General features: G+C 52.0%; 15 protein-coding genes. 7 read left to right on the plus strand and 8 right to left on the minus strand.

The window, feature by feature from the left end; all coding sequences use genetic code 11:
* Positions 1-163 precede the first annotated feature (163 nt).
* Positions 164-1,684 carry an acetaldehyde dehydrogenase ExaC gene (gene exaC / locus CAG65_RS09255; protein WP_021706553.1) on the plus strand — a complete coding sequence of 507 codons (1,521 nt, stop codon included), beginning with the start codon at positions 164-166 and terminating at the stop codon, positions 1,682-1,684.
* A 29-nt stretch (positions 1,685-1,713) separates the two neighbouring features.
* Here the strand turns inward: exaC and CAG65_RS09260 are convergent, their stop codons facing one another.
* The gene (locus CAG65_RS09260; protein ID WP_021706554.1) at positions 1,714-1,905 is read right to left on the minus strand and encodes a hypothetical protein; all 192 of its coding nucleotides are present in this window, start codon (positions 1,903-1,905) and stop codon (positions 1,714-1,716) included.
* A gap of 226 nt (positions 1,906-2,131) precedes the next feature.
* Entirely contained in the window at positions 2,132-3,583 is a 1,452-nt protein-coding gene (locus CAG65_RS09265; RefSeq protein ID WP_161453440.1) for a RimK family protein, read from the minus strand.
* 72 nt (positions 3,584-3,655) lie between these two features.
* On the opposite strand from CAG65_RS09265, the gene CAG65_RS09270 reads away from it, so the two are divergent.
* Complete coding sequence (locus CAG65_RS09270; protein ID WP_161453441.1) at positions 3,656-4,774, plus strand: GNAT family N-acetyltransferase/peptidase C39 family protein; 1,119 nt, start codon at positions 3,656-3,658, stop codon at positions 4,772-4,774.
* Here the strand turns inward: CAG65_RS09270 and CAG65_RS09275 are convergent.
* The gene (locus CAG65_RS09275; protein ID WP_161453442.1) at positions 4,749-5,630 is read right to left on the minus strand and encodes a LysR family transcriptional regulator; all 882 of its coding nucleotides are present in this window, start codon (positions 5,628-5,630) and stop codon (positions 4,749-4,751) included. The two genes, CAG65_RS09270 and CAG65_RS09275, sit on opposite strands and share 26 nt — an antisense overlap.
* Positions 5,631-5,781: 151 nt before the next feature.
* Here CAG65_RS09275 and CAG65_RS09280 point away from each other — a divergent pair, with 151 nt between their 5' ends.
* From CAG65_RS09280 to CAG65_RS09295, 4 genes are all read left to right on the plus strand, one after another.
* The gene (locus CAG65_RS09280) at positions 5,782-6,966 is read left to right on the plus strand and encodes an MFS transporter (RefSeq protein ID WP_161453443.1); all 1,185 of its coding nucleotides are present in this window, start codon (positions 5,782-5,784) and stop codon (positions 6,964-6,966) included.
* Positions 6,967-7,091: 125 nt separating this feature from the next.
* On the plus strand, positions 7,092-8,432 hold the full coding sequence (locus CAG65_RS09285) for an aspartate aminotransferase family protein (RefSeq protein WP_161453444.1): 1,341 nt from the start codon (positions 7,092-7,094) through the stop codon (positions 8,430-8,432).
* Positions 8,429-9,250: a 3-keto-5-aminohexanoate cleavage protein gene (locus tag CAG65_RS09290; RefSeq protein WP_161453445.1), complete on the plus strand. Its 822-nt coding sequence runs from the start codon at positions 8,429-8,431 to the stop codon at positions 9,248-9,250. Before CAG65_RS09285 ends, CAG65_RS09290 begins: the two co-directional genes overlap by 4 nt.
* 41 nt (positions 9,251-9,291) lie before the next feature.
* Positions 9,292-10,266, plus strand: a complete 975-nt coding sequence (locus CAG65_RS09295; RefSeq protein ID WP_161453446.1) for a TAXI family TRAP transporter solute-binding subunit — start codon at positions 9,292-9,294, stop codon at positions 10,264-10,266.
* A gap of 53 nt (positions 10,267-10,319) precedes the next feature.
* On the opposite strand, the gene CAG65_RS09300 is transcribed toward CAG65_RS09295, so the two are convergent.
* From CAG65_RS09300 to CAG65_RS09310, 3 genes are all read right to left on the minus strand, one after another.
* A complete protein-coding gene (locus tag CAG65_RS09300; RefSeq protein ID WP_161453447.1) occupies positions 10,320-12,056 on the minus strand; it encodes a methyl-accepting chemotaxis protein in 1,737 nt (578 codons plus the stop codon).
* Positions 12,057-12,203: 147 nt separating this feature from the next.
* Entirely contained in the window at positions 12,204-12,971 is a 768-nt protein-coding gene (locus CAG65_RS09305) for a sulfite exporter TauE/SafE family protein (protein ID WP_021706563.1), read from the minus strand.
* A 132-nt stretch (positions 12,972-13,103) separates the two neighbouring features.
* Positions 13,104-13,787, minus strand: coding sequence for an MOSC domain-containing protein (locus CAG65_RS09310; protein ID WP_161453448.1), 684 nt, complete (start codon positions 13,785-13,787; stop codon positions 13,104-13,106).
* Positions 13,788-13,921: 134 nt separating this feature from the next.
* Here CAG65_RS09310 and nfsA point away from each other — a divergent pair, with 134 nt between their 5' ends.
* Complete coding sequence (nfsA, locus tag CAG65_RS09315) at positions 13,922-14,644, plus strand: oxygen-insensitive NADPH nitroreductase (RefSeq protein WP_161453449.1); 723 nt, start codon at positions 13,922-13,924, stop codon at positions 14,642-14,644.
* A gap of 30 nt (positions 14,645-14,674) precedes the next feature.
* Here the strand turns inward: nfsA and CAG65_RS09320 are convergent, their stop codons facing one another.
* Positions 14,675-15,508 (minus strand): DUF6279 family lipoprotein, encoded by an 834-nt coding sequence (locus tag CAG65_RS09320; protein ID WP_161453450.1) that lies wholly within the window; start codon positions 15,506-15,508, stop codon positions 14,675-14,677.
* Positions 15,509-15,622: 114 nt separating this feature from the next.
* On the minus strand, positions 15,623-23,596 hold a 7,974-nt coding region (locus CAG65_RS09325), incomplete at its 5' end, for a T1SS-143 repeat domain-containing protein (protein WP_237668788.1).

Genomic DNA, 23,596 nt, shown 5'->3' on the forward strand with positions numbered 1-23,596 from the left:
GTCTGATTCGGATTGTTATTATCCATTAATCATAGCGTTACATTTTTTTAACAACAAATATTCTCAGTCTGGCCTGTGATTTGCGTTTTAAACAGAGATGGAACATGTGCGATGCGCACACTAAACAACAAAAAACGCAAACACAAACGAGAAGGATCGAACCATGATTTACACGCAACCCGGCCAAGCCGGCTCAGTGATTGAATTTAAAAGTCATTACGATAACTACATCGGAGGTGAGTGGCGCCAACCAGTCACAGGTGAGTATTTTGACAACTGTTCACCGGTGAACGGGAAACCATACTGCAAGGTCGCCCGCTCTACGGAAGACGATATCAATCTGGCCTTGGATGCCGCGCACGGTATCCGGGCGCAATGGGCCGCAACCAGCGTCACCGAGCGAGCCAATATTTTGCTGAAAATTGCGGACCGGATTGAGACACACATGGAAGAGCTGGCCGTGGCTGAAACATGGGAAAACGGCAAGCCAGTACGAGAAACACTCGCTGCGGATTTACCTTTGGTGGTGGATCACTTTCGTTACTTCGCTGGGTGTATTCGGGCTCAGGAAGGCAGTGCCGCTGAGCTGGACGCGACCACAGCGAGCTATCACTTTCCTGAACCGGTCGGCGTAGTCGGCCAGATCATTCCGTGGAACTTCCCAATGTTGATGGCCGCCTGGAAGCTGGCACCCGCGCTGGCTGCTGGTTGCTGCGTGGTGCTGAAACCGGCAGAACAAACTCCGACCTCGATCTTGATTCTGATGGAAAAGATCGGCGATCTGATCCCGGCGGGCGTCATTAATGTGGTCAACGGTTTCGGTTCGGAAGCGGGTCAGGCGCTGGCCACCAGCAACCGTATCGCGAAGCTGGCCTTTACAGGCTCGACCGACGTCGGCCATCACATCCTCAAATGCGCCGCGGAAAATTTGATTCCTTCCACCGTTGAGCTGGGCGGCAAATCACCCAACATTTACTTTGAAGATATATTTGATCACGAAGATGAGTACCTCAGCAAATGCATTGAGGGCATCTTGCTGGCCTTTTTCAATCAGGGGGAAGTCTGTACCTGTCCGTCGCGGGTGCTGATCCATGAATCCATCTACGACCAGTTTATCGCCAAAGTCATTGAGCGGGCTCAGACCATCAAACAGGGTAACCCGCTCGATACGGAGACTCAGGTCGGCGCGCAAGCCTCTCAGGAACAATTCGATAAAATCCTCAGTTATCTTGAAATTGGCCGCCAGGAAGGTGCCGAAGTATTGATCGGCGGTAACGTTGCGCCGCAGAAAGACGATCTGAGTGATGGCTTCTACATTCAGCCAACAATGCTCAAGGGCAATAATCAGATGCGTGTTTTTCAGGAAGAGATCTTTGGGCCGGTGATTGCGATAACTACATTTAAAGACGAAGCCGAAGCGCTGGCGATCGCGAACGACACTGAATACGGGCTAGGAGCCGGCGTATGGACACGGGATGCCAACAAAGCGTACCGCATGGGACGTAAGATTGAAGCGGGCCGAATCTGGGTTAACTGTTACCACGCCTATCCGGCTCATGCCGCGTTCGGCGGTTACAAAAAATCCGGAATTGGCCGGGAAACCCACAAGATGATGCTCGACCACTATCAGAACACTAAAAATTTGCTAGTGAGCTACGATGTCAATCCACTCGGTTTCTTCTGAAGAATAGAAGCGGCCAAAACAGAGCGCCATCAGGCGCTCTTTTCATCGTTAGACTGACGACGCTTGTCTCTGATAAAAAGTATGCCACCGACCACCAAAGCAGCGACCGACACGGTAAACAGCGCAGGCATTTCCAATACCCAGGCTAATACGGCCGTCACAAAGGCAACAAACGTGATCATCCGGCTGCCGGACATAACTCGACCGAGTTTTCTGCTCATAGTGCCTCCTGTCAATCAGACGTTGAGAATACTCTAACCTCGTTCGGCTAAGAACGTTCTGATGATATTTTGCACAACCTTGCCGAGTATTCATCCTGTTTACTATTAATTTCCCGCTTGAGTCACAAAAAATAGAATGGCGTTCCATATATATAAACCAGACAAATCATTACGTTCGAATCATAAAAAACCCGGTCTGAGACCGGGCTTGAGATAGAACCAATGATCAGAAACCCCGCATCTGAATACGACGCAAAAACTCAGTCATGATCCGGTCGTAAAGCAAATCGCCGAGGAACGCATCCTCAACATGACGATCAATGCTCGGGTTATCATTCACTTCTATCACGTAAACCTGACCGTCAATTTCTTTCAGATCCACACCATATAAGCCGCCACCAATCAGGTTGGCCGCTTTTACCGCCACATCCACTACCGCTTTAGGCACCTGTTTCAAATCAAGTGTCTCAAAACCGCCGGAAGAAACCCGGCCGCTGCTGTGATGCTGATATATTTGCCAATGTCCACGGCTCATCATGTACTTACAGGCATAAATCGGCTGACGGTTCATCACGCCAATGCGCCAGTCGAAATCGGTCGGCATAAAGGCCTGAGCCAGAATCAGAGCGCTTTTTTCAAACAGCGCCGCCGCTTCTTTTTCCAGTTCGGCTTCTGTGCGTACTTTCACCACCCCGCGCGAGAACGCCCCATCCGGAATCTTCAGTACCATCGGCAGCGCCAGCTGCGCCAGCAGGTGCCGTTTCCATTCCGGATCCATACCCTGAATGATGACACTTTGAGGCGCTGGTACTTTGTGTCGGTGCAGCAATTCCGTCAGAAAGACTTTGTTGGTGCACTTCATGATAGACTCGGAATCGTCCATGACCACCAGCCCTAACTTTTCAGCCGACTTAGCAAATCGGTAAGTGTAGTTGCTGATGTTGGTGGTCGCACGGATAAACAACCCATCAAACTCCCCCAACCGGCTGATGTCGTCCGGAGAGATGGTTTCCAGATTCATCCCTAAACGGCTGGCCGCTTTGCGAAAATGCTTCAGTGCCGAGGCATCAGACGGTGGCATTTTTTCGTCCGCATCCACCAGCATGGCAATGTCGTAACGTGCCTTTTTCTCCAACTTAGGCTTGCGCCATATTTTGGTCGAGAATTGCTCCAGCGCCGCGATGAACATATCCTGTTCATTCCCCGCCAGATCCTGAAAGGCGGACGGCGCTATTCTGGCAATTTGCCACTGGCCGTTGAGTTGGGTCATTTCCAGTTCTATTACTGGAACCATAAACTGTTCAAACAGGCGCTTCGCCAGTTTTTCCAGCCCCACCTGTTCGGTGCGACCGAAATAAATCTTACAGCGTATTTCGCTGAGCTCCTGCGGCAATTTATGGGCTTTGAAATTGCCAGAAGAGAGTAGAAACGGCTGGTTGATGTCATTTAGCGCCATTACACTCGGGATCACCCGGTGGCCCCGGGCCTCCGCCATCAAGGAGCAGTAATAACCGCTACCCATGTAATGATAATCACGACACAAGTTCACTACCTGCACATTTTTGTGCCCAGCAGGCCACTGCCCACCTAGGTACTGATCCACACTCACCACCTGTTCAGACGGGAAATAATCCTGCCAGTCACTGGTGCTGTCAGTCACGATTAAAAGATTTGCCATTGGTGTATTTTTCCTATTGCAATAGGTTTATTATCGCGAGGCAATCGTGCGTGCCTTGTTTAAGGAATACGGATGGACATCCGCCTAGCTCTCTCTCGAGACCTCTCCGCTCTTAACGAACTGGAAAACACCCTGTTTGACGGAGATAAAATTTCTCCACGTCAAATGAAGCGTTTCCTACAGTCAGGTCAAGCCATGATTTTCGTTGCTGAAGATAGGGGCACTCTGGCGGGTTACGCTTTGTTGCTATTTCATCAAGGTACACAGCTGTCAAGATTGTATTCGATTGCCGTTAAACCTGATTTCAGAGGCAGGGGAATTGCGCAATCTTTGATTGAACAATGCGAGCGTGCTGCTCTTGATCAAGGTTGCATTACATTACGACTAGAAGTGCGCGAAGACAATACGTCAGCGATAAAATTGTATGAAAAATTAGGCTTTAAAACGTTGCGTTTGCTGGTGCATTATTACGATGATCTGTGTGATGGTCGCCGAATGCAAAAACGCCTGTCGCCACAAGGCCCGAGCGTGACGCTGCCAATGCCACTCTACATCCAAACCACACCATTTACCTGTGGCGCAGCCTGTCTGCTGATGAGCTTTGCCTGCCTGGATCCTCACTATCAACCGAGTCGTTCACACGAGCTGCAACTGTGGCGTGAAGCCACTACCATTTTTATGGCGGCGGGGCACGGCGGGTGCAGTGGGCAAGGCCTGGCACTGGCGGCCGCAAAACGCGGCTACCATGTCGAACTGTGGAGCCAGTCTCAGAGCACTCCGTTTATTGACAGTGTGCGCGATCCCAACAAGAAAGACGTGATAGAGATCGTTCATCAGGATTTTTGCCATCAGTTGCTCTCTCAGGACGTGGCCACGATTGCATCCCCACCCAATCAAGCCATTCTGGAGCATTGGGTAAGCCAGGGTGCCTGCGTGCTCCTGCTCATCAGCACTTACCGTTTCGATGGTAAAAAAGAGCCGCATTGGGTGATACTGAGCGGGATGAACGAGCAGTTTTTCTTCATCCATGATCCCCATGCACCGTCAGAAAAAGACACCGTTGCCTCTGCGTACGTGCCCGTGGGCAAGCGCCTGCTGACACAGATCCTGGGGTTTGGAAAGCAGAAACACACCGCGTGTGTTGTGATTGAACCAGCCACCGAAGCTACAGCTTCAGCGCCGGTTGAATAAAATCAATGAACGCCGATATTCGCCGCGCCACCGACGAAGATTTGTAATATACCGCGTTGACCTGTTCGCGGCCGTATATCGGCTGATATTCATGCTCCAGCAGCGCAATCAAACGGCCCGCGGCAATATCTTCCCGAACCATAAACCCGGACAAACAAGCAATCCCATTGCCCTCCAGAGCCAGCAAACGTACGGTTTCACCATTACTCGAACTGATGGTCGGTTCAATGTAACCGGCGCCTTGCAGTGGCCAGCGATTCAGATTACGCGCCCCGACAAAACCGATGCGTTCATGATGCGAAAGATCTGTCGCTGTGGCTGGTACACCACGTTGGCGTAGATACGCTGGCGATGCCACGATAAACAGTTGGCTGGTGCCCAGAGGACGGGCATGCAAGGTCGAGTCACTCAAGTCGCCGATACGAATGGCAATGTCGGTACGCTTTTCCAGCAAGTCGACAAAGCCTTCATTTGACGACAGCTCCAGCTCAATGTCCGGGTACGCCTGTTTAAAAGGTTTGATCAAAGGAATCAGCTGATGAAACACAAACGGGCTCGCCGCGTCCACCCGCAAACGTCCTTTCGGCCGTTCACCCCGGGCAATGACCTCTTCTTCCGCTTGCTGAATCAGAAGCAAACCACGCCGGACGGTATCGACGAACTGACGCCCTTCATCGGTCAGCTCTACTCTTCTGGTGGTGCGGTTAAGCAACGTCACACCAAGCTGCTTTTCCAGTTTGCTGACGGCTCGGGAGACACGGGCTACCTGTACATCCAGGTTGTCTGCCGCCGCCGAGAATCCACCGCTGTCGACTACCGCCAGCAAAATTTCCAGATCGTCAGAACGGGTTAGCATGCTTCTCTCCAGATCAATATTGAATTTTTCTAATAATAACAAAAGTTATTTGTAAATAACGCTGTTTTTGACAAAGAAAAACTTCTCAATAATACCTCTCACTTAACCGCAGGTGTTTCACACCGCGTTTCACTGAATGAGGTCACTTTTTATGCCTTTAGCTCTTTTTGCCTTAACCCTGAGTGCGTTTGCCATCGGGACAACCGAGTTTGTCATCGTCGGATTGATTCCGACCATGGCCGCGGATTTGCACGTTTCCCTGCCCTCTGCTGGCTTATTGGTCAGTCTCTATGCGCTGGGGGTTGCGGTCGGCGCGCCCGTCCTGACTGCCCTGAGCAGTCGCTGGAATCGCAAAGCCGTTCTGCTGAGTGTCATGAGCCTGTTTGTTGCCGGGAACCTGCTCGCCTGGCAAGCTCCGGGTTACAACACTCTGATTCTGGCGCGTATACTGACAGGTCTGGCGCACGGGGTGTTCTTTTCCATCGGCTCAACCATTGCAACCGGACTGGTGGCCAAAGACAAAGCCGCCAGCGCCATCGCGATCATGTTCACCGGGCTCACCGTAGCGCTGGTGACAGGTGTGCCGCTTGGCACCTATATTGGTCAAACGCTGGGCTGGCAAGCCACCTTTCTCACTGTAGCCATTCTCGGCATCATCGCATTGGCCGGCAGTGCGCTTCTGGTACCTGCGAATCTGAAACAACCGCCAGTCACCAAACTCTCTGCCCAAATGAAAGTCCTGACTCACCCAAGGCTGCTGTTGATTTATGCCATCACTGCACTGGGCTACGGGGGTACCTTTACCGCGTTTACGTTTTTGGCGCCGATTCTGCAAGAAGTGGCCGGTTTCAGTGCGGGATCCGTCGGCCTGATTATGTTGGTTTACGGGGTTTCCGTCGCCATCGGGAATATCTGGGGAGGCCGTCTGGCCGACCAGCACGGGCCAATTAAAGCCCTGACCGTGATCTTTACTGGTCTGGCTGCGGTACTGCTGGCACTGACATTCAGCGCGCACTCACCATTTGGTGCGATCATCACCATCTTAATCTGGGGGGCATTCGCCTTTGGTAACGTACCAGGCTTGCAGGTCTACGTGGTCAAACTGGCAGAGCGTTATACCCCGGATGCCGTGGATGTGGCGTCTGGCCTGAATATCGCGGCCTTCAATGTCGGTATCGCGCTGGGCGCCTGGGGAGGTGGCCTGATCGTAGAACACGCCGACTTGATGGATACTCCCTGGATTGGTGCGCTGATCGTACTTATCGCCCTGCTGATGACCCGTCTGAGCGGTGCTCTGGACAAACGGAGCCTTCCACAGGCCTGCCCACAACGCTAAGCGGGTTAAGGTACTCAATGCGGCCGCACAGTGATTTGCTGCCGCTTTTTACGTTCTGCGGCTACGCAGGTGAAACTATCGACTATTCTGCTAATAACACCGCGGGATTTGCAGGAGAAGTTTCCATGTCGCACGTATTCCATCGTCACTGTCATTCCACACTGCCCATGATCGCTTCAGGTCGGGGCGTCTATCTGTTCGATACTGAAGGCAAGCGCTATCTGGATGCCTGTGGCGGCGCGGCGGTTTCCAATCTCGGCCATGACAATCACAGCGTCAAACGCGCTATCGCCCAACAAATGGAGCACATTCCGTTTGCCCATACCGGCTTTTTCACCAATCAGCCTGCCGAAGAGCTGGCGACCCTCCTGTGTCAACTGGCACCTGAACCGCTCAATCGTGTCTACTTCGTCAGCGGCGGCTCTGAAGCGGTGGAAAGCGCATTGAAACTGGCCCGGCAATATTTTCTGGAAAAAGGTCAGCCGGAGAAATGCGAATTTATTGCGCGCCGGCAAAGTTACCACGGCAACACACTCGGAGCTCTGGCTGTCGGAGGCAATGAATGGCGGCGCGAGCAGTTTCGCCCGCTGTTAACACCCGCTCACCACATTGCTCCTTGTTACAGCTACCGGGATCAACGTGAAGATGAAAGCGAACAGGCGTACGCGCTGCGGGTCGCCAATGAGCTGGAAGCACGCATTCTTGAGGTCGGGGCTGAAAAAGTCATGGCGTTTGTCGCTGAGCCGGTTGTTGGTGCGACGGCAGGCGCTCTGCCGGCGATCAAAGGCTACTTTCAACGTATCCGCGAAATCTGCGACCAATACGACGTGTTGCTGATCCTGGACGAAGTAATGTGCGGGGTGGGAAGAACCGGGACTTTCTATGCCTTCGAGCAAGATGACGTCATCCCGGATATGGTGACTATCGCAAAAGGACTGGGCGCAGGGTATCAGCCCATCGGTGCCGTGCTGGTTGCCGAACCGATTTATCAGGCAATTGCTGAAGGGAGCGGTTTTTTCCAGCACGGGCATACCTTTATGTGTCACCCCATGGCTTGCGCCGCGGCGTTGGCTACTGTGAAATGCATTGTCGATAATGATCTGTTGCAGCACGTCCGGGCAAAAGGGTACCAGCTCAAAGAAAAGCTACGCTGGACGGTAGGCAAATTGCCCAATGTGGGGGATATTCGTGGTCGAGGGCTGTTTATCGGCATTGAACTGGTGTCAGATCAAGCCAGCAAAGCGCCTTTTCCTCCACCGCTGGCGGTACACAAACGCATCAAAGCTCAAGCAATGGCCAACGGCCTGATGATCTATCCGATGGGCGGGACCATCGACGGACGACGTGGCGACCATATTCTACTCGCCCCCCCCTTCATCATCGAAGACAGCGAAATCGATGAACTGATCGACAAACTCTATCTAACCTTGCGTCAGGTGTTTCATGAGCTGGAGGGCCAGCAATGACTCATAGCATCGCGATGATTGTCGCGCCAAACGGAGCACGTAAGACCAAGCAGCACCATGCAGCGCTCCCCGTTTCGGTCAGTGAAATTCGTGCAGAAGCTGTCGCCTGCCGCGATGCCGGCGCCGCCATGATCCACTTACACGCTCGCGATCCACAAGGTGCACATTCGCTGACCATCAACGACAACCAGGCCGTCTATCAGCAGGTCAAACAGGCGGTGGGTGACAGCATGATCGTCCAGCTCACCACGGAAGCGGTCGGTCAGTACACGCCCGAGCAACAAATGGCTCTGATCCGGGCCGTACGGCCAGAAGCCGCCTCATTTGCGCTCAAAGAGCTGATCCCCACGCAGGAACACATTCCTCAAGCCAGTGACTTCTTTCACTGGGTCGCCAGCCAGAATATCCTCTCCCAATACATCCTCTACTCCCCGCCAGAGCTCGCCGAGTATGTGCGCTTGGTTCAGAATGGGTTACTTCCTGAGCAAAAACATCACCTTTTGCTAGTCTTAGGTAGGTATCACCAAAATCAGCAATCCGAGCCGCAGGATCTGCTGCCATTTTTCAGCCCCTACTTCTCACAATTGAAGTGCCGCTGGGCTGTATGTGCGTTTGGCAGTCAGGAAGCGCAGTGCCTTACCGCGGGTGCCCTTTTGGGGGGCGATGTTCGGGTGGGGTTCGAGAACAATCACCTGACGTTGTCTGGTCAGCCAGCCATCAGTAACGCGGAGCAGGTAGCGTCGATGCGGCAAATATTGCACTCACTTAACATACAAACACTGGATGCCGAAGGTTTGCGCCAGCAGTTGGTAAGCTGAATTGGCATCATTATGGATGAACATTGGAATAAGGAAGGATCATGAAATCAATCAAATCAGTGATCACGGCCGCTGCCACAGCGTTGATGGTCAGTACCGCTTTCAGTGCCTCGGCCGAAGAAACATTTGTCACCATAGGGACGGGTGGGGTGACGGGGGTGTATTACCCGACCGGTGGCGCCATTTGTCGCCTGGTGAATAAATCCCGCGACGAGCACGGGGTACGATGTTCAGTGGAGAGCACCGGCGGCTCGATTTACAACCTGAATACCATACGCTCTGGTGAGCTGGATCTGGGGATTGTTCAGTCTGACTGGCAATATCATGCCTACAACGGCTCCAGTGAATTTGCTGATGCGGGTCCGTTCAAAGATCTGCGCGCGGTTTTCTCGATTCACCCGGAACCCTTTACCGTCGTCGCGCGCAGTGATGCCGGTATCAAAACGTTTAATGACCTCAAAGGTAAGCGGGTGAACATCGGTAACCCAGGTTCTGGTCAGCGAGGCACCATGGAAGTCCTGATGAAGCAGTATGGCTGGACCAACGATGACTTTAAACTGGTCTCCGAGCTGAAAGCCGCAGAGCAGTCTAAAGCGCTGTGTGACAACAAAATTGATGCGATGGTTTACACCGTCGGCCATCCGAGTGGCGCGATTAAAGAAGCCACCACTTCTTGTGACAGCAAAATTGTCGAAGTTTCCGGACCGAATGTCGACAAGTTGGTGGCAGACAACAGCTTCTATCGTGTTGCGTCCGTCCCAGGCGGTATGTATAACGGTAATCCAGATGACGTGATGACCTTCGGTGTCGGTGCGACCTTTGTCACCTCAAGTAAAGTCCCTGAAGCTGTGGTGTATCAGATTGTCAAAGCGGTGTTTGATAACTTTGAAGATTTCAAAAAACTGCATCCGGCGTTTGCCAATCTGAAAAAAGAAGAGATGATCAAAGACGGTTTGTCTGCCCCTCTGCATCCAGGTGCGATCAAATATTACAAAGAAGCCGGGTTGATGAAATAGCACTCCCGACGAATGCTACAGCGCCATCCTCTGGGATGGCGCTGTTTTTCTATTTAACGGATTTTAAAACGCCCGACGATACGGCTGAGTGACTCCGAAGTAGTGCTAAGCTCTTCGCCAACCAGGCGGCTGTCCGATGCATTCTGATTGAGCTGACGGATGATCTCTTGAATCGCTGCCATGTTGCGGCTCACTTCGTCCGTCACCTGTTTCTGTTCCAGTGCTGAAGTCGCCATCTGCGCGTTCAATTGGTTGATGTCCGTTACTGAATCGGTGACCGTATTGAGTGAGTCCATCACCTGATTGGTACGTGACGCGGTTTCTTCACAGCGATTGCGTGTGGTTTCCATCTCGTTGACGACCGTATCGGTGGTTGATCTCAGTTTGGCCAACATATCGTTGATCTGCGACGTACTGTCCTGAGTTCGTGCCGCGAGCGCACGAACTTCATCCGCCACTACCGCAAAGCCACGCCCCTGCTCACCAGCGCGCGCCGCTTCAATCGCTGCATTGAGCGCCAGCAAATTGGTCTGTTCTGCGATGTCACCAATAACCTGAAGCACCGAGCTGATCTGCTGAGTATCCTGACTCATGGTCCCTATGGTTTGCGACATCGAACTGACCTGACTGACCAACAGGTTGACACTGTCTACCGCACTGCCCACGGTCTGTTTAGACTCCTCCGCATACTGAGAGGTTGTATCGGTCAGGCGAGCGGCGTGATCAGCGCTCTGCTCGACCGAACCGGCCGACGCACTCAGCTCTTCAATCGCGGTGATCGCTTGCTCGGTTTCGATGTTGTGTTGGTTCAACGTCGTCAGATTGGACGATGACTGCAAGGTGAGATCCTGCACCGCGACGTCAATACGCTGAGCCGATGCCGACACATCTTCAAACATGCTTTGCAGCTTTGCGATAAAGCGGTTGATGGCATCCGAAATCTGACCAATTTCGTCTTTAGACTCAACGGTTAAGCGCTGAGTGAGATCGCCGTGGCCCTGAGACAGTTCCCCCACCACACTTTGCAAACGTAGCAACGGCTTAAAGGAAACATGCAGCAAAACCACACTCAACACGATGATCACCAATGCACTGAGCATTAAAGCCAGCGTGATTTTCCAGTTCAGTTGATCCGTGTTGGCCTGAATGCTGTCGGTATCGATGTACCCCGTCAGATTCCACTGCTGTCCGCCAACTTCAACTGTGCGTTCCACTGGGATCAGGTGGCCATTTTGTTTGTTGGAAAAGATCACTGTCTCCCCGGCGGTGAGCTCAACATAACTGCCCTGAGTCGAAAAAGTGGTGATCATCGCTCCCAGCTCAGCCAGATTCATGACGAAAAAATCCACCGAATCATCCGGACGTTTGATCGAGAAAGTTAATGTGGGCACCCCATTGTCGATTGTGACCGGGCTGATCGCTTGTTCAGCGGTTTGAGCCTGGGCTAAATCGACGTATTTTTGCCCCTGCGCCTCATCCATATTACCGGTTTCATCAAATGCGTAACCATTGAACACCTTAACAATTTTGGCAAAGCCAGAGTTGGCCGCCGTATCGGCAATATCCATCATGCTAAAGTTAAGGCTGGTTGCCAGCGACAAACGCGATGCCAGTTCATCATTGAGCTTTTCTCCAATCAAATTCACATTGTGCGTGATATTTTTGGTGTCAGACTGGTGAATATACGCGCTGATAAAATGGTTAACGCTGAGATAAGAAATAAGAATTGTGGTTGTGATTATTGCGACAATCAGCGCAATAATCTTATTTTTGAAAGAGAGATTGGCCATCACACTTTACATCCTTAAAAGTGACTAAAAATCGTTGCACTCCGGCAACTTAACTAACAATCGGCAATTGTTAAAAATTCTTTAACGGCAAATCCTATCCTGTGATGAGTATGTTGACAATCAATTGTTTCAACAATGAAACAGGCGCTAGCGGAAATAAATATCCCAAAAGAAATACACGGTAATGACAATACTCGATAACGTCACAAACCCACGGACATACTGTTGAGGAATCTTGCGTGAAACTCTGGCAGCCAGGTAACCGCCAACCAGTGTACCGACCATCACCACGATACCTCTTGGCCAGTCAATCGAACCATCCAACACAAAGATCACGATGGCGATCAGGGCAACGCAAGACGAGACCAGCAACTTGAGCCCATTCATCACATTGATGTTCTGGTAACCCGCCAGCGACAAGTAACTCAGTACAATAATACCGAGACCAGCATTAAAGAAACCGCCATACGCTGACACGGCGACCAACAACAATGCCAACAGCACCGCTCCCAGGCGGCCCGCGTGTTTGTGCTCAACCGCCAACGATGTCACCCACTGATGGATCTGACGGCCACACACAAACAATATCGTTGCAAAAAGCAGTAACCACGGAATCGCTTCCAGAAACAGTTGCTCCGGGGTATTAAGCAGTAAATATGCCCCTAACGCGCCCCCGAACGTGCTGAAGACCACGGTGCGGCGCAAACCGCGCGGATCTTCGCGGATATCACGACGAAAACCGTATGCCCCGCTCAAATAACCCGCACATGCAGCAAAAGTATTGGTTGCGTTAGCCGCAATGGGCGGTACTCCAACAAACATCAACGCCGGAAAGGTAATGAAACTGCCCCCTCCTGCGACTGAATTCAGAATGCCGCCGATCACACCGGCCACAAACAGTAAAAGCCACTCCATGCTCACTGTCGTCCTTGTTAAATAGATGTGAATCATCAAGATACACGTAGTGTCATGACCGACACAAGGGCACGCCTCACATTGGGCAACCCGCATAAAAAAGCAGGGTTTCCCCTGCCTGTTCAAATCCGTTTATCCGGCGTGTCCTAATAAACGAAAGTTCCAGTTTTCAACCTCACCTGTCTCTATCCGGCTGAGAATTTTCTCTTTCCAGCTGTGAGAGAGCGCACTCTGAGCCAGCAGCTTTTCGAGCCCCTGAGGATTGAGCGGATCACCAAAGTAGAGTTCGCACACCTGCCGAATAGACATCGCGTTCTCCGGGCGTTCGATCAGCTCAAGTGGTGCGTTGACACTCACCCGGCCAGGCTGAATAACGCGATACAGCCAGCCACACCGACTGACGGCCTGCATATCCACAGAAAACTGCTCCACACCCCAACGTTTACTCAGTTTGTAGCAAGGCGAGCGTGGCTGGCTGACTTCAATAATGGCGCCTCCCCAACGATAGCGATCACCGATGTAGACCGTTTTTTCCGTCATTCCCTCAGAGCTGAGGTTCTCACCCATGCCTGGTGCTCGCCACTGGTCGTCTGTCTTATACTTGCTTTGCCAGTACGCATAATGCTCGGAAGGATACTGATGCAGTGCACGTTCACTGCCGCCGTGGAAACGGGTTTCGGCACATTCATCCCCTTCAATTCCCGTGGTGGTCAGAAATACCTCTTCGGACACCGGCTGTTTATCCATCGCCGTTGTCATCCCATAGCTCTGTTTCACTTGTCCGCGATAAACGCCTGTCAGATAAAATGTGGTCATGCCCGCCTCCTTGTGCTGGAACACATAGTGTAACTCAATCCGCTAAGCAAATGAAAACAAGCACATATCTCGACAGCACGGTTTTTTCCGGATAAAGTCATCTAACAACTCAATCACATGCCGGAACCAAGTTCATGAATTCTGTAATCGATACCATTCTTTCTCACCGTTCCATTCGCAAGTACACAGGCGAGCCTATCAGCAAAGCAGATCTGGATACCATTATTCAGTCGGGACTGGCGGCATCATCTTCGAGTATGCTGCAGGTCGTTTCTGTCATTCGGGTAACGGACAGTGAAAAGCGTAAAGCATTAGCCCATCTCGCCGGCGATCAGGCCTACGTAGAGAATGCGGCCGAATTTTTGGTGTTCTGTATCGACTACCAACGTCATTTTGAACTGAACAATGACGTCAAACCGGACTTTACCGAGCTGATGCTGATCGGAGCGATTGATGCGGGGATTATGGCGCAAAACTGCCTGCTGGCCGCCGAATCTCTGGGGCTTGGCGGTGTTTACATCGGTGGTCTGAGAAACTGTGTGAACGAAGTCGACGAGCTGCTGGGTATGCCAGCGCATACCGCGGTGCTGTTTGGTATGTGTCTTGGGCATCCGGATCAAAACCCGGAACTGAAACCACGCCTGCCAGCCAAAGTCATCATGCATGAAAATCAGTATCAGACGCTTGATCACGCCGATATTGAGGCGTATGACCAAACCATGCTGGACTACTACGGCAAACGGTCCAGCAATCAGAAATCAGAAACCTGGTCCGAACAGGTCACCAGTAAACTGGCCGGAGAGTCGCGGCCACACATTCTGCCTTACCTTAATCGCAAAGGGCTGGCCAAACGCTAGTCTTGGTCGAGGTCGGTGTCTTTATCGGCCTCATTTATCCAGTTTATCAAACACCGCTCGCCACTCGCTCAGTTCATCGCGAAAATACCGAGTCTGACGTGAGTTCATCGAACGCACTATGGCTACCAGTTTTTTCCGCGCCACATTGCGATTAAACGCCATCTTCTGAGTCAGCTCATCTGAATAATAGCTGTCGTAATTGAACATCAGCCGATTAAATCTGGGTTGAAAATAGGTGAGATCATCACGCCGGATAAGCAGAGTGTGCAGTTCACTGCGCATTTGACGCTGATGCTCTATCCACGCTGGGCTGGTAATTTCCACCTCATTTGCCCACTGGCGGACCAACTGATGTTGTTGAGCATTCAATCTGCCCAGCCACTGCTCTAGACGCTCAGTGATCCGCTCTTGATAGTGCTCTCGGTGCTGCTTGTCGCTGCGCGATTCGCGCTTGCGACGAAAGGCTTCCTGTTTGTCAGTCAGATTGTCTATAAATTCATTCACTTGTTCATCACTGAGCTGACGAGTCAGCGCGTACACATCCGGCGCTGCGCGGGAGATCAAACGTTGAGTATGCTGCTGAAAGCTCTGCTCTTCTCGTTCAAGCTGTGCGAGAGTGAACTGACTAGGCTCCATCGTCTCCAGCCGTTGCAAATGCACCTTGTACGTAGGCAGCTCTTCTTGTTTGAGCCAGTCCTTCCACAAATCAACGCGCTGTATGATCACTGTCTCCTGCTCATCGGTCAGGTCAACGTAATCTTCCACGTAATCGATAACAAACCAATCCATGTTGTTGTACACAAATTGCGTTCCGCATCCGGCCAGCAGAACCAATACCAATAACGCACCAAGCCTGGGGTTCATGTTGAGTCCTCACCTGAAATGTACTTGAGCTGCTGCTTAACACTATAGCAGCCCGCCGGCAGTCTCATGCCAGACAAAGAAAAACGCCGCTCTGAAGAGCGGCGTTTAGCGGGGTTACATATCGTGTTGGATGATGTTGTTCTGCAACAAGGTATCCACTATCTGTGTCGAGCTCATGTTGGAGAAGTCCAGCTGAGAACCCAGATCTTCCACCACAATCGTCTGCGTCACGTCATTATCCGTTGTGATCTCCAGTGACACATTGTTGGTCGACTGATCCCAGCTCGCATCGATCTGATCCGACAGCGCAGACAACAGTTGATCCATCGGCACCGTCTTGAGATCGGAAATCACATCGCGCAGGTCGATACTGTCTCCTTCAGCAATGCTGAAATCCGTGATGGTATCGGTCACACCGCCATCCACACTGTCTTCGGTCCAGCGGAAAATATCGCTGCCGGCACCGCCAGTCAGAATGTCCGATCCCAAACCACCGATCAAAACGTCATCGCCGTCCCCCCCCACCAGAGTATCGTTACCGGCTCCGCCTTCAATCAGGTCGTTGCCGTCGCCCGCCGTCAGATGAATACCGGAGTCATCCCCCGCCAACCAACTGTCTTCGGTTGCTGCGGATTTATCGATATCTGTGCCATCCCCGGTCACCTCTAACTGGATATGGATAGGTGCCGACTCCGCCGTATCATTGTTGCTCTCGGTCGAAATTGCCGTCACGCTGATATCGTGTATCCCTTGACCCGCACCAGTAATGGTCAGCGAATCAATTTCGTCAGCTGGTACGATCCAATGCGTTCCGTCGAAACTGATACCGGAACTGATCGCCGCGCTCGAGATCGTGGCATCTGCCGGGACATTGCTCAGTTGTAACGTCAGCACTTCATCCAAATCGGTCAATGCCGCCATAATGCCGACCAATGCCAGTCCCTGAGCACTAACGCTCTGGCTGGCGGTGATCTGCTTGACGTAGTTGAAATTCGGATCAATGTTCAGGATTGGCGTATCGGCCACGCGCTGCACATCAATATCAAAGGTCTGCTCATCGCTCAGCGCACCTTCGCCGACTTGTGAATAAACACCGTTGTCGTCCGCTCTGACTGTCAGTGCAATCTGATCCGAAGCAACTTCGCTGGCATCGACAAACACACCACTGGCCGGGTCATTCGAAGACAGCACTGCATTGATGTCATCCAGCGTTCCCATCAGGATCACCTGACCAGGCAAACCAGAGCCCTGAGTCACACCACTGCCGGCCGGCAACACCACGTCCAGATCGCCGTCCGAGATACTCAGCGTCACGGTAATCACGTCGTTGACATGAGCCGCATCGTAGTCCACATCGCTAACACTGATCCCGCTGATTTTCTGCGCGCTGTCTTCCATGATCGAGCTGGTTACCGCGCTGCCATCGATCACCGGCGCATCATTGGTTGCCAGGACGTCAATCTGTGCGCTGCCAGCTACCGTTTGCGGATCTGCAACACCGTTGGTGGTGCCGTCATCGGTAATGTCGTACGTGAAGCTCACCGTCCCATAGAAGTCCTGAGCTGGAGTGAATACCCAGTGACCGCTCGCCGCGTCAAACACAACGGTGCCCATCGCCGGATCGCTCACCTGAACATTACTGACCGTCAGGTTGTCATTCTCTACATCCGTAGCATTGGCCAGCAACTGGTCGGAAGTAATCACCACCGGGCCACCATCTTCCAGCACATCCGGTAACGACACCAATGACGTTTCTGGCGCATCGTTCACTTCCGTCACCGTAATCACAAAACCGCCGCTGTTGGTGCTTGAGGTTGAATCATCACCGGGAATAACCACACCTTCATTGCCCTGGTCATCCACTGTCATCGATACATTCACTTCACCATTGAAGTCCGGCTCCGGCTGGAAGATCACCAGTCCGCCAGTCAGCGCGCTGTTGATCTCATCGACCGTACCACGAATTTCAATTGATGCTGTGCCGTCACCGTTAACGGTCAGATTTCCAAGGAACGCCGGATCCAGATTGAGAATGCCGCTGTCAACACTCAGGGTTAAGACGTACTCCGCATTCGGATCATCCAGCTCGGCATCCACGTCAGCAATCGTGAAGTCCTTGAGAAGGATGGTCGAGTCTTCCGTCATCTCAACATCCGTAATGTCGTTAAACACTGGCTGATCGTTGACCGCATCGACTTTCACGTTGACATCGAACTCCTGTGCAGGCCCCAGGTTCTGTGACCCATCCAGGCCGGTATCAACCGACTGCACTTTAATATGCAGCGACTCGGCCCAGTTGTTGCTGTTCGCATCACCGGAATTGAAAATAATGCTATCCAGGCTCTGCGCATCGACTTCCAGTACCCAAACGCCACCGCCCATATTGACACCCAATGTGCCATCCGGCAGCGAAATAGAGGCGCCATCCGGCACTCCGGAAATCTCCAGACGCAGCGTTTCCGGATTGTTTTCGGTGACATTACCACTGTCGCCAATCGAGTCCTGATTGTCCGTTACCGACGCTTTGATATCGATTTCGATATTCTCACCTTCACGGCCTGACACATTGGTATCCGGTTCCACATCCACAATGTCACCGATCGGATTCACCGTAACTTTGAAGCTGCCCGTATGTTCAGTCGGAACACCCAATAACTCTTCCTGAGTAAACACCGTTAGGCCAAGTTCAACCTCACCACTGAAGTTTTTCGGCGGTTTGATCTCAATCGCACTCAGGTTAATCGAGTTTTGATCCGGATTCTTAAGCTGGATGCTCCACTCACCATTGCCATTGTTCTTCACCACAAAATCGGGAGAATTTGACTGGATGACAAAATCGGTCGGTACACCGGTCAGCTTCATCGACACAAATTCTTCCGAACCATCGGTATCGGTCAGTGTCACCGTCAGACCAGAAGCCCCATCGTTAAGCGAAATCCAGCTGTCTTCGTCGCCTACTACTTCGAACGGTTGATCAGGATCCATACCAGAAATGATGATGTCATCCACCACTGGCGTGACTTCAAATGAAACACTGCTGTCAAACTCTTTGGTATCGCTGTGCGTCTCACCTGTGGTGTCGTCGAACGTGACACTGTCTGTGATCTTACCGCTGATCTCGATCGTCACGGTATTCTGGCCATTGCCCGTCGGATAGTTCGGACCGGGTTTAAACAATACATTGTCCAGAGCGCCAGCGTCGATCTCGGCTTCGCTGAAGGTCAACGTCGTGCCCAGACTATTACCATCTGCATCAACGAATTCACCCATGGCACTGTCTGGAATGGTCAGCGTGATCTCGGTCAGTTTCTCGACACCGCCATCCGTCAGACTGGTCGATTGATCGGCAAAATCAGCCGAGAAGTCCAGTTGGATAATGCCATCTTCGTACCCCACACCATCATTGGTCGGAGTGTCGTTGTCCAAGTCTGTCGGTTGTTTGTTTCCATCCAGGCCCAGGGTACCTTTGATGTTGACGCTGAAATCAGGCACCAGGCTAGTATCCAGCGGCTGATCGCCAGCATCCGGTACATCCGCCAGCGGATAAACCTGCACCGGAATCTCTTCGACGACGTATTTCTCATCACCTGACTCTTGATCTGTGGTAACAAACTGAACCGGTAGTTTAAAGTCACCAGAGTAATCTTCGGGTAAATGCAGTACTAAGCCATCCAGGCCGGTAATGTTACCATCAGCGTCGACCCCGGCTTTGAACACGTACTTACCGTTAATAAAGTCGACATCCGTAGAACTAATGTAGCTACCTGCTGGCAGATCGTCGACATCAATCACAATGGTCAGCTCATCGACCACATCATCGTGGTTGCTGACAGATATCATCGACCCTAACTGATCCCCGAGATCGATTTCGTTGTCTTCACTCCCGGACACGATGCCGTTGCCGTCATAGACAATGTCAGCTGCGATGCTGTCCACGGGTGTCAATTCAGTCGGGAACTCCAGTTCAACATGCATCTCACGGACCTCCGTGGAATCTTTTTCCACCGAGTCTTCACCCAAGTCTTTTACCTGGGCAGAGATCGTGATACCAATTTTGCTGGTTGGGTTATTGTCACTGGAATCATTTGGCGTTAAATCCAGTCCGGCTGGCGCCTTGATTGAGAAGTTCGCTTCATCGGTAATGACCCAGCGTCCATTGCCTTCGTTTACCGCACCAGTGATCAATAGCTGGCTGAGCACATCAGGATCGGTAATATCAAATTGCACCACCAGTTGTGTGACCACTTCATCGGAAGACAGATCAAACTCCTGGTACTTGATGATATTGGCTCCGGCCTCACCGCCATCAGAATCATTGATGGTAAAGCTGATGCTGCCTTTGTCGTCAGATTGCACAGTGTGAATCACCATGCCGTCTGGCTGGGTCAACACCAGTTTTTCATCCGTCGCATCATTGCCCGTGTTATTTTCCGGCTCAACAATCGGGTTCACGGTCACATTGACGCTGCCACTAATGGTTTTTTCGACAATACCTTCACCCGGATTTCCGGCGTCCACGTATTCGTGGTCAATCTCTTTCACGTTAACCGAGGTGTTGAGCGTAAAGTCCTTACTGGAGTCTTCTTCCAGCTGAACCTGAATATAGCCATGTTGAGTAATGCGTGCAGAGAAATCCTGCTCACTTTCCCCTGGATTTGGCTCTAGAATCAATTTTCCGTCGGCGGTCAGTGCCACTGGCTGCCCATCGACAAACACGGTACTGCCTGCCGGGAAGCCATCGATCTCAAGATGCGTGAAGAACTCATCACTGTCCGGGCTCTGAGTCTGCGTCGGCTGCCAGTCAATATTAATGCGCGTGTCTTCGTCACCTTCTGAGCCAACCACGTAGCCGTCCTGCGCATCAATCACAGGCTTGACTTTGATCACCACCTGAGTCTCCACTTCGCGCGTGTGACCGTCGTTTTCGGTAACCACCACGGTGGCGGTGATGTTGATGTTCTCGGTTGATGAATGCGTCGGGCGCACCACGATGCCGGAATCAAAATTGGCTCCGGTGATATTGGCTTCATACATAGGTTCGCCGTTCACATCGTACCCGACAAACGTCAAGTTGACGTTCTGACCGTTGCTGTCGTAAATCTCCACCCCCGCCGGGATGTTGGACAGGACAACCGACAGCGTTTCGGAGTGATCCTGCGGTGTATCGGCCGCTTCACCAGAAACGAAGGTGAAATTGATGTACGCTTCGGAGTTCTCTTCAATCGTGGTCTGAACGCCTTTTACGCCGCCTACATCAATGGATTCCCATTGCGTCGGGCCGTCATCAGACACGTTGACGTCCGGCATGTCCGCCACACCTTTGACTGCAACATTAACGGTTTTCGAGCCCAACGAGGTTTCATCCACCACCGTACCGGTCGAGAGGTCGGCCGTGTCTTTGACAATACCTTCCACTTTGAACGAAAAGTCTTCGTTACTATTGAGCGGCGGCAGCACTTCAACCTGATCCAGGTACGCTTCCGGTACTTCGTAGTACAGCAGGTTGCCCTGATCATCAAAGACTTCCTGAATCGGATTATCTGCCGGATCACCCAGCCAAATCATGGTAACGCCATCAAGAGTAAAATCCGAAATACGTACAAACATGCTTTCTGAGCCATCGCCATCCGGCGACGCGGTCATGGTAATAACTTCGCTAAGAAGCAAGGGATCGTGTTCCGTGGTTGGATCAACCGCATCCTGATGCGATGCATTGTCCTCAAAGATACTGATGCGATTGACACTGAAGCTGCCTTTATCGGCAACAGGCGCCACATCAATCACAATCTGTTCCGTCTCCGACCGTGCCGACTCTTTACCGCTGACTGCATTTTCGCTTTCAGTGGTGATCGCCGTAACATCGAGCTTGATCTGACCGGAGAAATTGTCTGCCGGGTCAACCTGAACCTGACCGATACGGCTGGCGTCGACCAAATAAGTGCCGTCGGCCTGCTGCGGGATCGGTGAACCATCCGAGTAAACCAGCGTAGCGTTGTCGCCGCCTTCTACAAACTTCAGCTCGTAGACAATCGCTTCCGGATTACTGGTGTCCTGAGTTTCGGCCTGAATGTTGAGCGCAACATTGTCTGCGTCTTCGTCCACTTCATAGTGGAAGTCACTGTCGCTGGTCCAGGTCGCAATGTCCGCCACACTCTGTACGTCGATGTGCAGCTTGCCGTTGACATTATGGTCCGCCTGACCTTCATTCAGAATCTGCACCGTCAAGTTCACATCAAAACCACCCTCGTTCGAGGCGTAGTTGCGGTCCGGTACAAAATAGAGATTATCGAGTGTGGCTACCGTGCCGTTCATTGACTGCTCAACATCATCCGCATTGAACACATAGGTGTTGCCCACTTTGGTCAGTTCGTGCAGCACGCCGCTGGCGTCTTTGTAGTAGAACGTGCCATGGATCTGATCGGCATTCTTGATGGTGATCTGACCGATGGATTCATCTCGGTCGAGGTCATGCAAATCAACAGACAAGTTCACTTTCGCTGGCGACTGATCCAGAGTATCCAGGTTGTCCTGAATGTTGGCCGAATCAAGAGCCCCAATCGTGCCATCACGTCCTGAATCTTCGAACGTGCTCACCGAAGACGATTCAATGGTCGCATTCTGATCTTTAATACTGATATCCAGATCTGCGGTGGTGGTGTCCTGATCGCCATCAGTTGCGGTAACCTGTACCGTAAAATCGATCGAGTCAGTCTGCGAGTGATCCAGATTCTCAACCGGATTGAAGGTAATACGACCGTCCGTACGCACCACCAAGGTGCCGACCTGTGTTTCAACACCATTAACGGTTTTGTAGACGTCGACGGTAACGTTGCTGCCGTTTAGCTCAACAACATCGTGCTTCACGCCATTGCCATCAACAAAGTACACATCGGCTTCCGCGGCCGTGAAGGAGGTGATTTCACTGCCGTCTGAGCCGTAGTCCAGATCCCCTTCAACCGGATCTTTAAACATTTGAACTGTTTTCCCACCCTGGCCTTCCACTCGGGAAATCGAGTTGTCGTACAGCGTTGGTACATCATCAACGATGGTCATATCCAACTGACCTGTAGTGGTGTCGCCATCCCGGTCAGTGGCAATGATCGGCAGTTCCACCAGCAACTTGTCTTCACCCTGTGCTGAGTGGTCCACCGGACCTTTCAGTTCGAGTGAGTAGCTGCCGTCCGCATTGAGTTTGAGGGTAAAGATCACCGTACCATCGGGTTTCACCGCGTCATAAACAAAGTTATTACCCGTCGAGCTGACTTGTTTCAACTCCAGCAACTCACCGCCCGACGTCATGCCATTGAGTACGTCCTGAGTCAGATCAATCTGGTAAGAAACCACCGTATCGGCACCTTCTTCGGTCGTAAACTCACCACTGGCAACCAATGAGTCTTTGTTGAGCTCAGAGCCGCCTGGCAAATCGTCTTCGTCTACTTCCAGTGGCTTCGACGTAATGTTCGATGGCACATCATCCACAATGGTGATCTTCAACTCTGCCGGATCGGAGACATCGCCGTCTTTATCTGTTGCTGTAACCGGAATGGTCAGTACCCATTCGTTTTCACCATTGGCATCAGGGTGATCAATCGGTTGCAACAACTCAAACTCATAACGATTGGTGTTGGCATCGAAGACCAGCTCAAACACAACCTCATTGCTACCCGTTGTCACCGCATGGTAGACCGTTACGCCATTGCTGCTGCTCACTTCAATCAGCTCAACGTCCTGGCCATTCGATTGCAAATCTTTGACCGCTTCAGACAGATCAGCCACCTGATAGCTGTCGACACCATCCGCACCGGCCGTCACATCAAACGCGCCACCAATTTTGGTCGGATCGCTACCGTCAGAACCACCCACCAAATCGTCTTCATCCACAGATCCCGATTCAATTGCATTAATCGACGGTTTATCGTCCGCAATAGTCACAGGTAACGTCATGGTATCGCTGTCGCCATCGAAATCCGTCACGACGATCGGGAAGTCCAGCGTCAGGCTGTCACTGCCCGGCGCATGGTCAATCGGCCCTTCCAGGGTAAAGGTGTAAGTGCCGTCCGGGCGCATCACCAGAGTGAACACCGCCTC

The sequence above is a fragment of the Vibrio sp. V39_P1S14PM300 genome, assembly GCF_009904765.1.
Taxonomy (GTDB): domain Bacteria; phylum Pseudomonadota; class Gammaproteobacteria; order Enterobacterales; family Vibrionaceae; genus Vibrio; species Vibrio proteolyticus.

Bases quoted from the DNA above. Each gene is read 5' to 3' on its own strand.
- CAG65_RS09280 (WP_161453443.1), top strand. From the start codon at position 5,782: ATGCCTTTAGCTCTTTTTGCCTTAACCCTGAGTGCGTTTGCCATCGGG.
- CAG65_RS09305 (WP_021706563.1), bottom strand. From the start codon at position 12,971: ATGGAGTGGCTTTTACTGTTTGTGGCCGGTGTGATCGGCGGCATTCTG.
- CAG65_RS09310 (WP_161453448.1), bottom strand. From the start codon at position 13,787: ATGACCACATTTTATCTGACAGGCGTTTATCGCGGACAAGTGAAACAG.
- CAG65_RS09320 (WP_161453450.1), bottom strand. From the start codon at position 15,508: ATGAACCCCAGGCTTGGTGCGTTATTGGTATTGGTTCTGCTGGCCGGA.
- CAG65_RS09260 (WP_021706554.1), bottom strand. From the start codon at position 1,905: ATGAGCAGAAAACTCGGTCGAGTTATGTCCGGCAGCCGGATGATCACG.
- CAG65_RS09270 (WP_161453441.1), top strand. From the start codon at position 3,656: ATGGACATCCGCCTAGCTCTCTCTCGAGACCTCTCCGCTCTTAACGAA.
- CAG65_RS09275 (WP_161453442.1), bottom strand. From the start codon at position 5,630: ATGCTAACCCGTTCTGACGATCTGGAAATTTTGCTGGCGGTAGTCGAC.
- CAG65_RS09300 (WP_161453447.1), bottom strand. From the start codon at position 12,056: ATGGCCAATCTCTCTTTCAAAAATAAGATTATTGCGCTGATTGTCGCA.
- exaC (WP_021706553.1), top strand. From the start codon at position 164: ATGATTTACACGCAACCCGGCCAAGCCGGCTCAGTGATTGAATTTAAA.
- CAG65_RS09295 (WP_161453446.1), top strand. From the start codon at position 9,292: ATGAAATCAATCAAATCAGTGATCACGGCCGCTGCCACAGCGTTGATG.
- CAG65_RS09265 (WP_161453440.1), bottom strand. From the start codon at position 3,583: ATGGCAAATCTTTTAATCGTGACTGACAGCACCAGTGACTGGCAGGAT.
- CAG65_RS09290 (WP_161453445.1), top strand. From the start codon at position 8,429: ATGACTCATAGCATCGCGATGATTGTCGCGCCAAACGGAGCACGTAAG.
- CAG65_RS09285 (WP_161453444.1), top strand. From the start codon at position 7,092: ATGTCGCACGTATTCCATCGTCACTGTCATTCCACACTGCCCATGATC.
- nfsA (WP_161453449.1), top strand. From the start codon at position 13,922: ATGAATTCTGTAATCGATACCATTCTTTCTCACCGTTCCATTCGCAAG.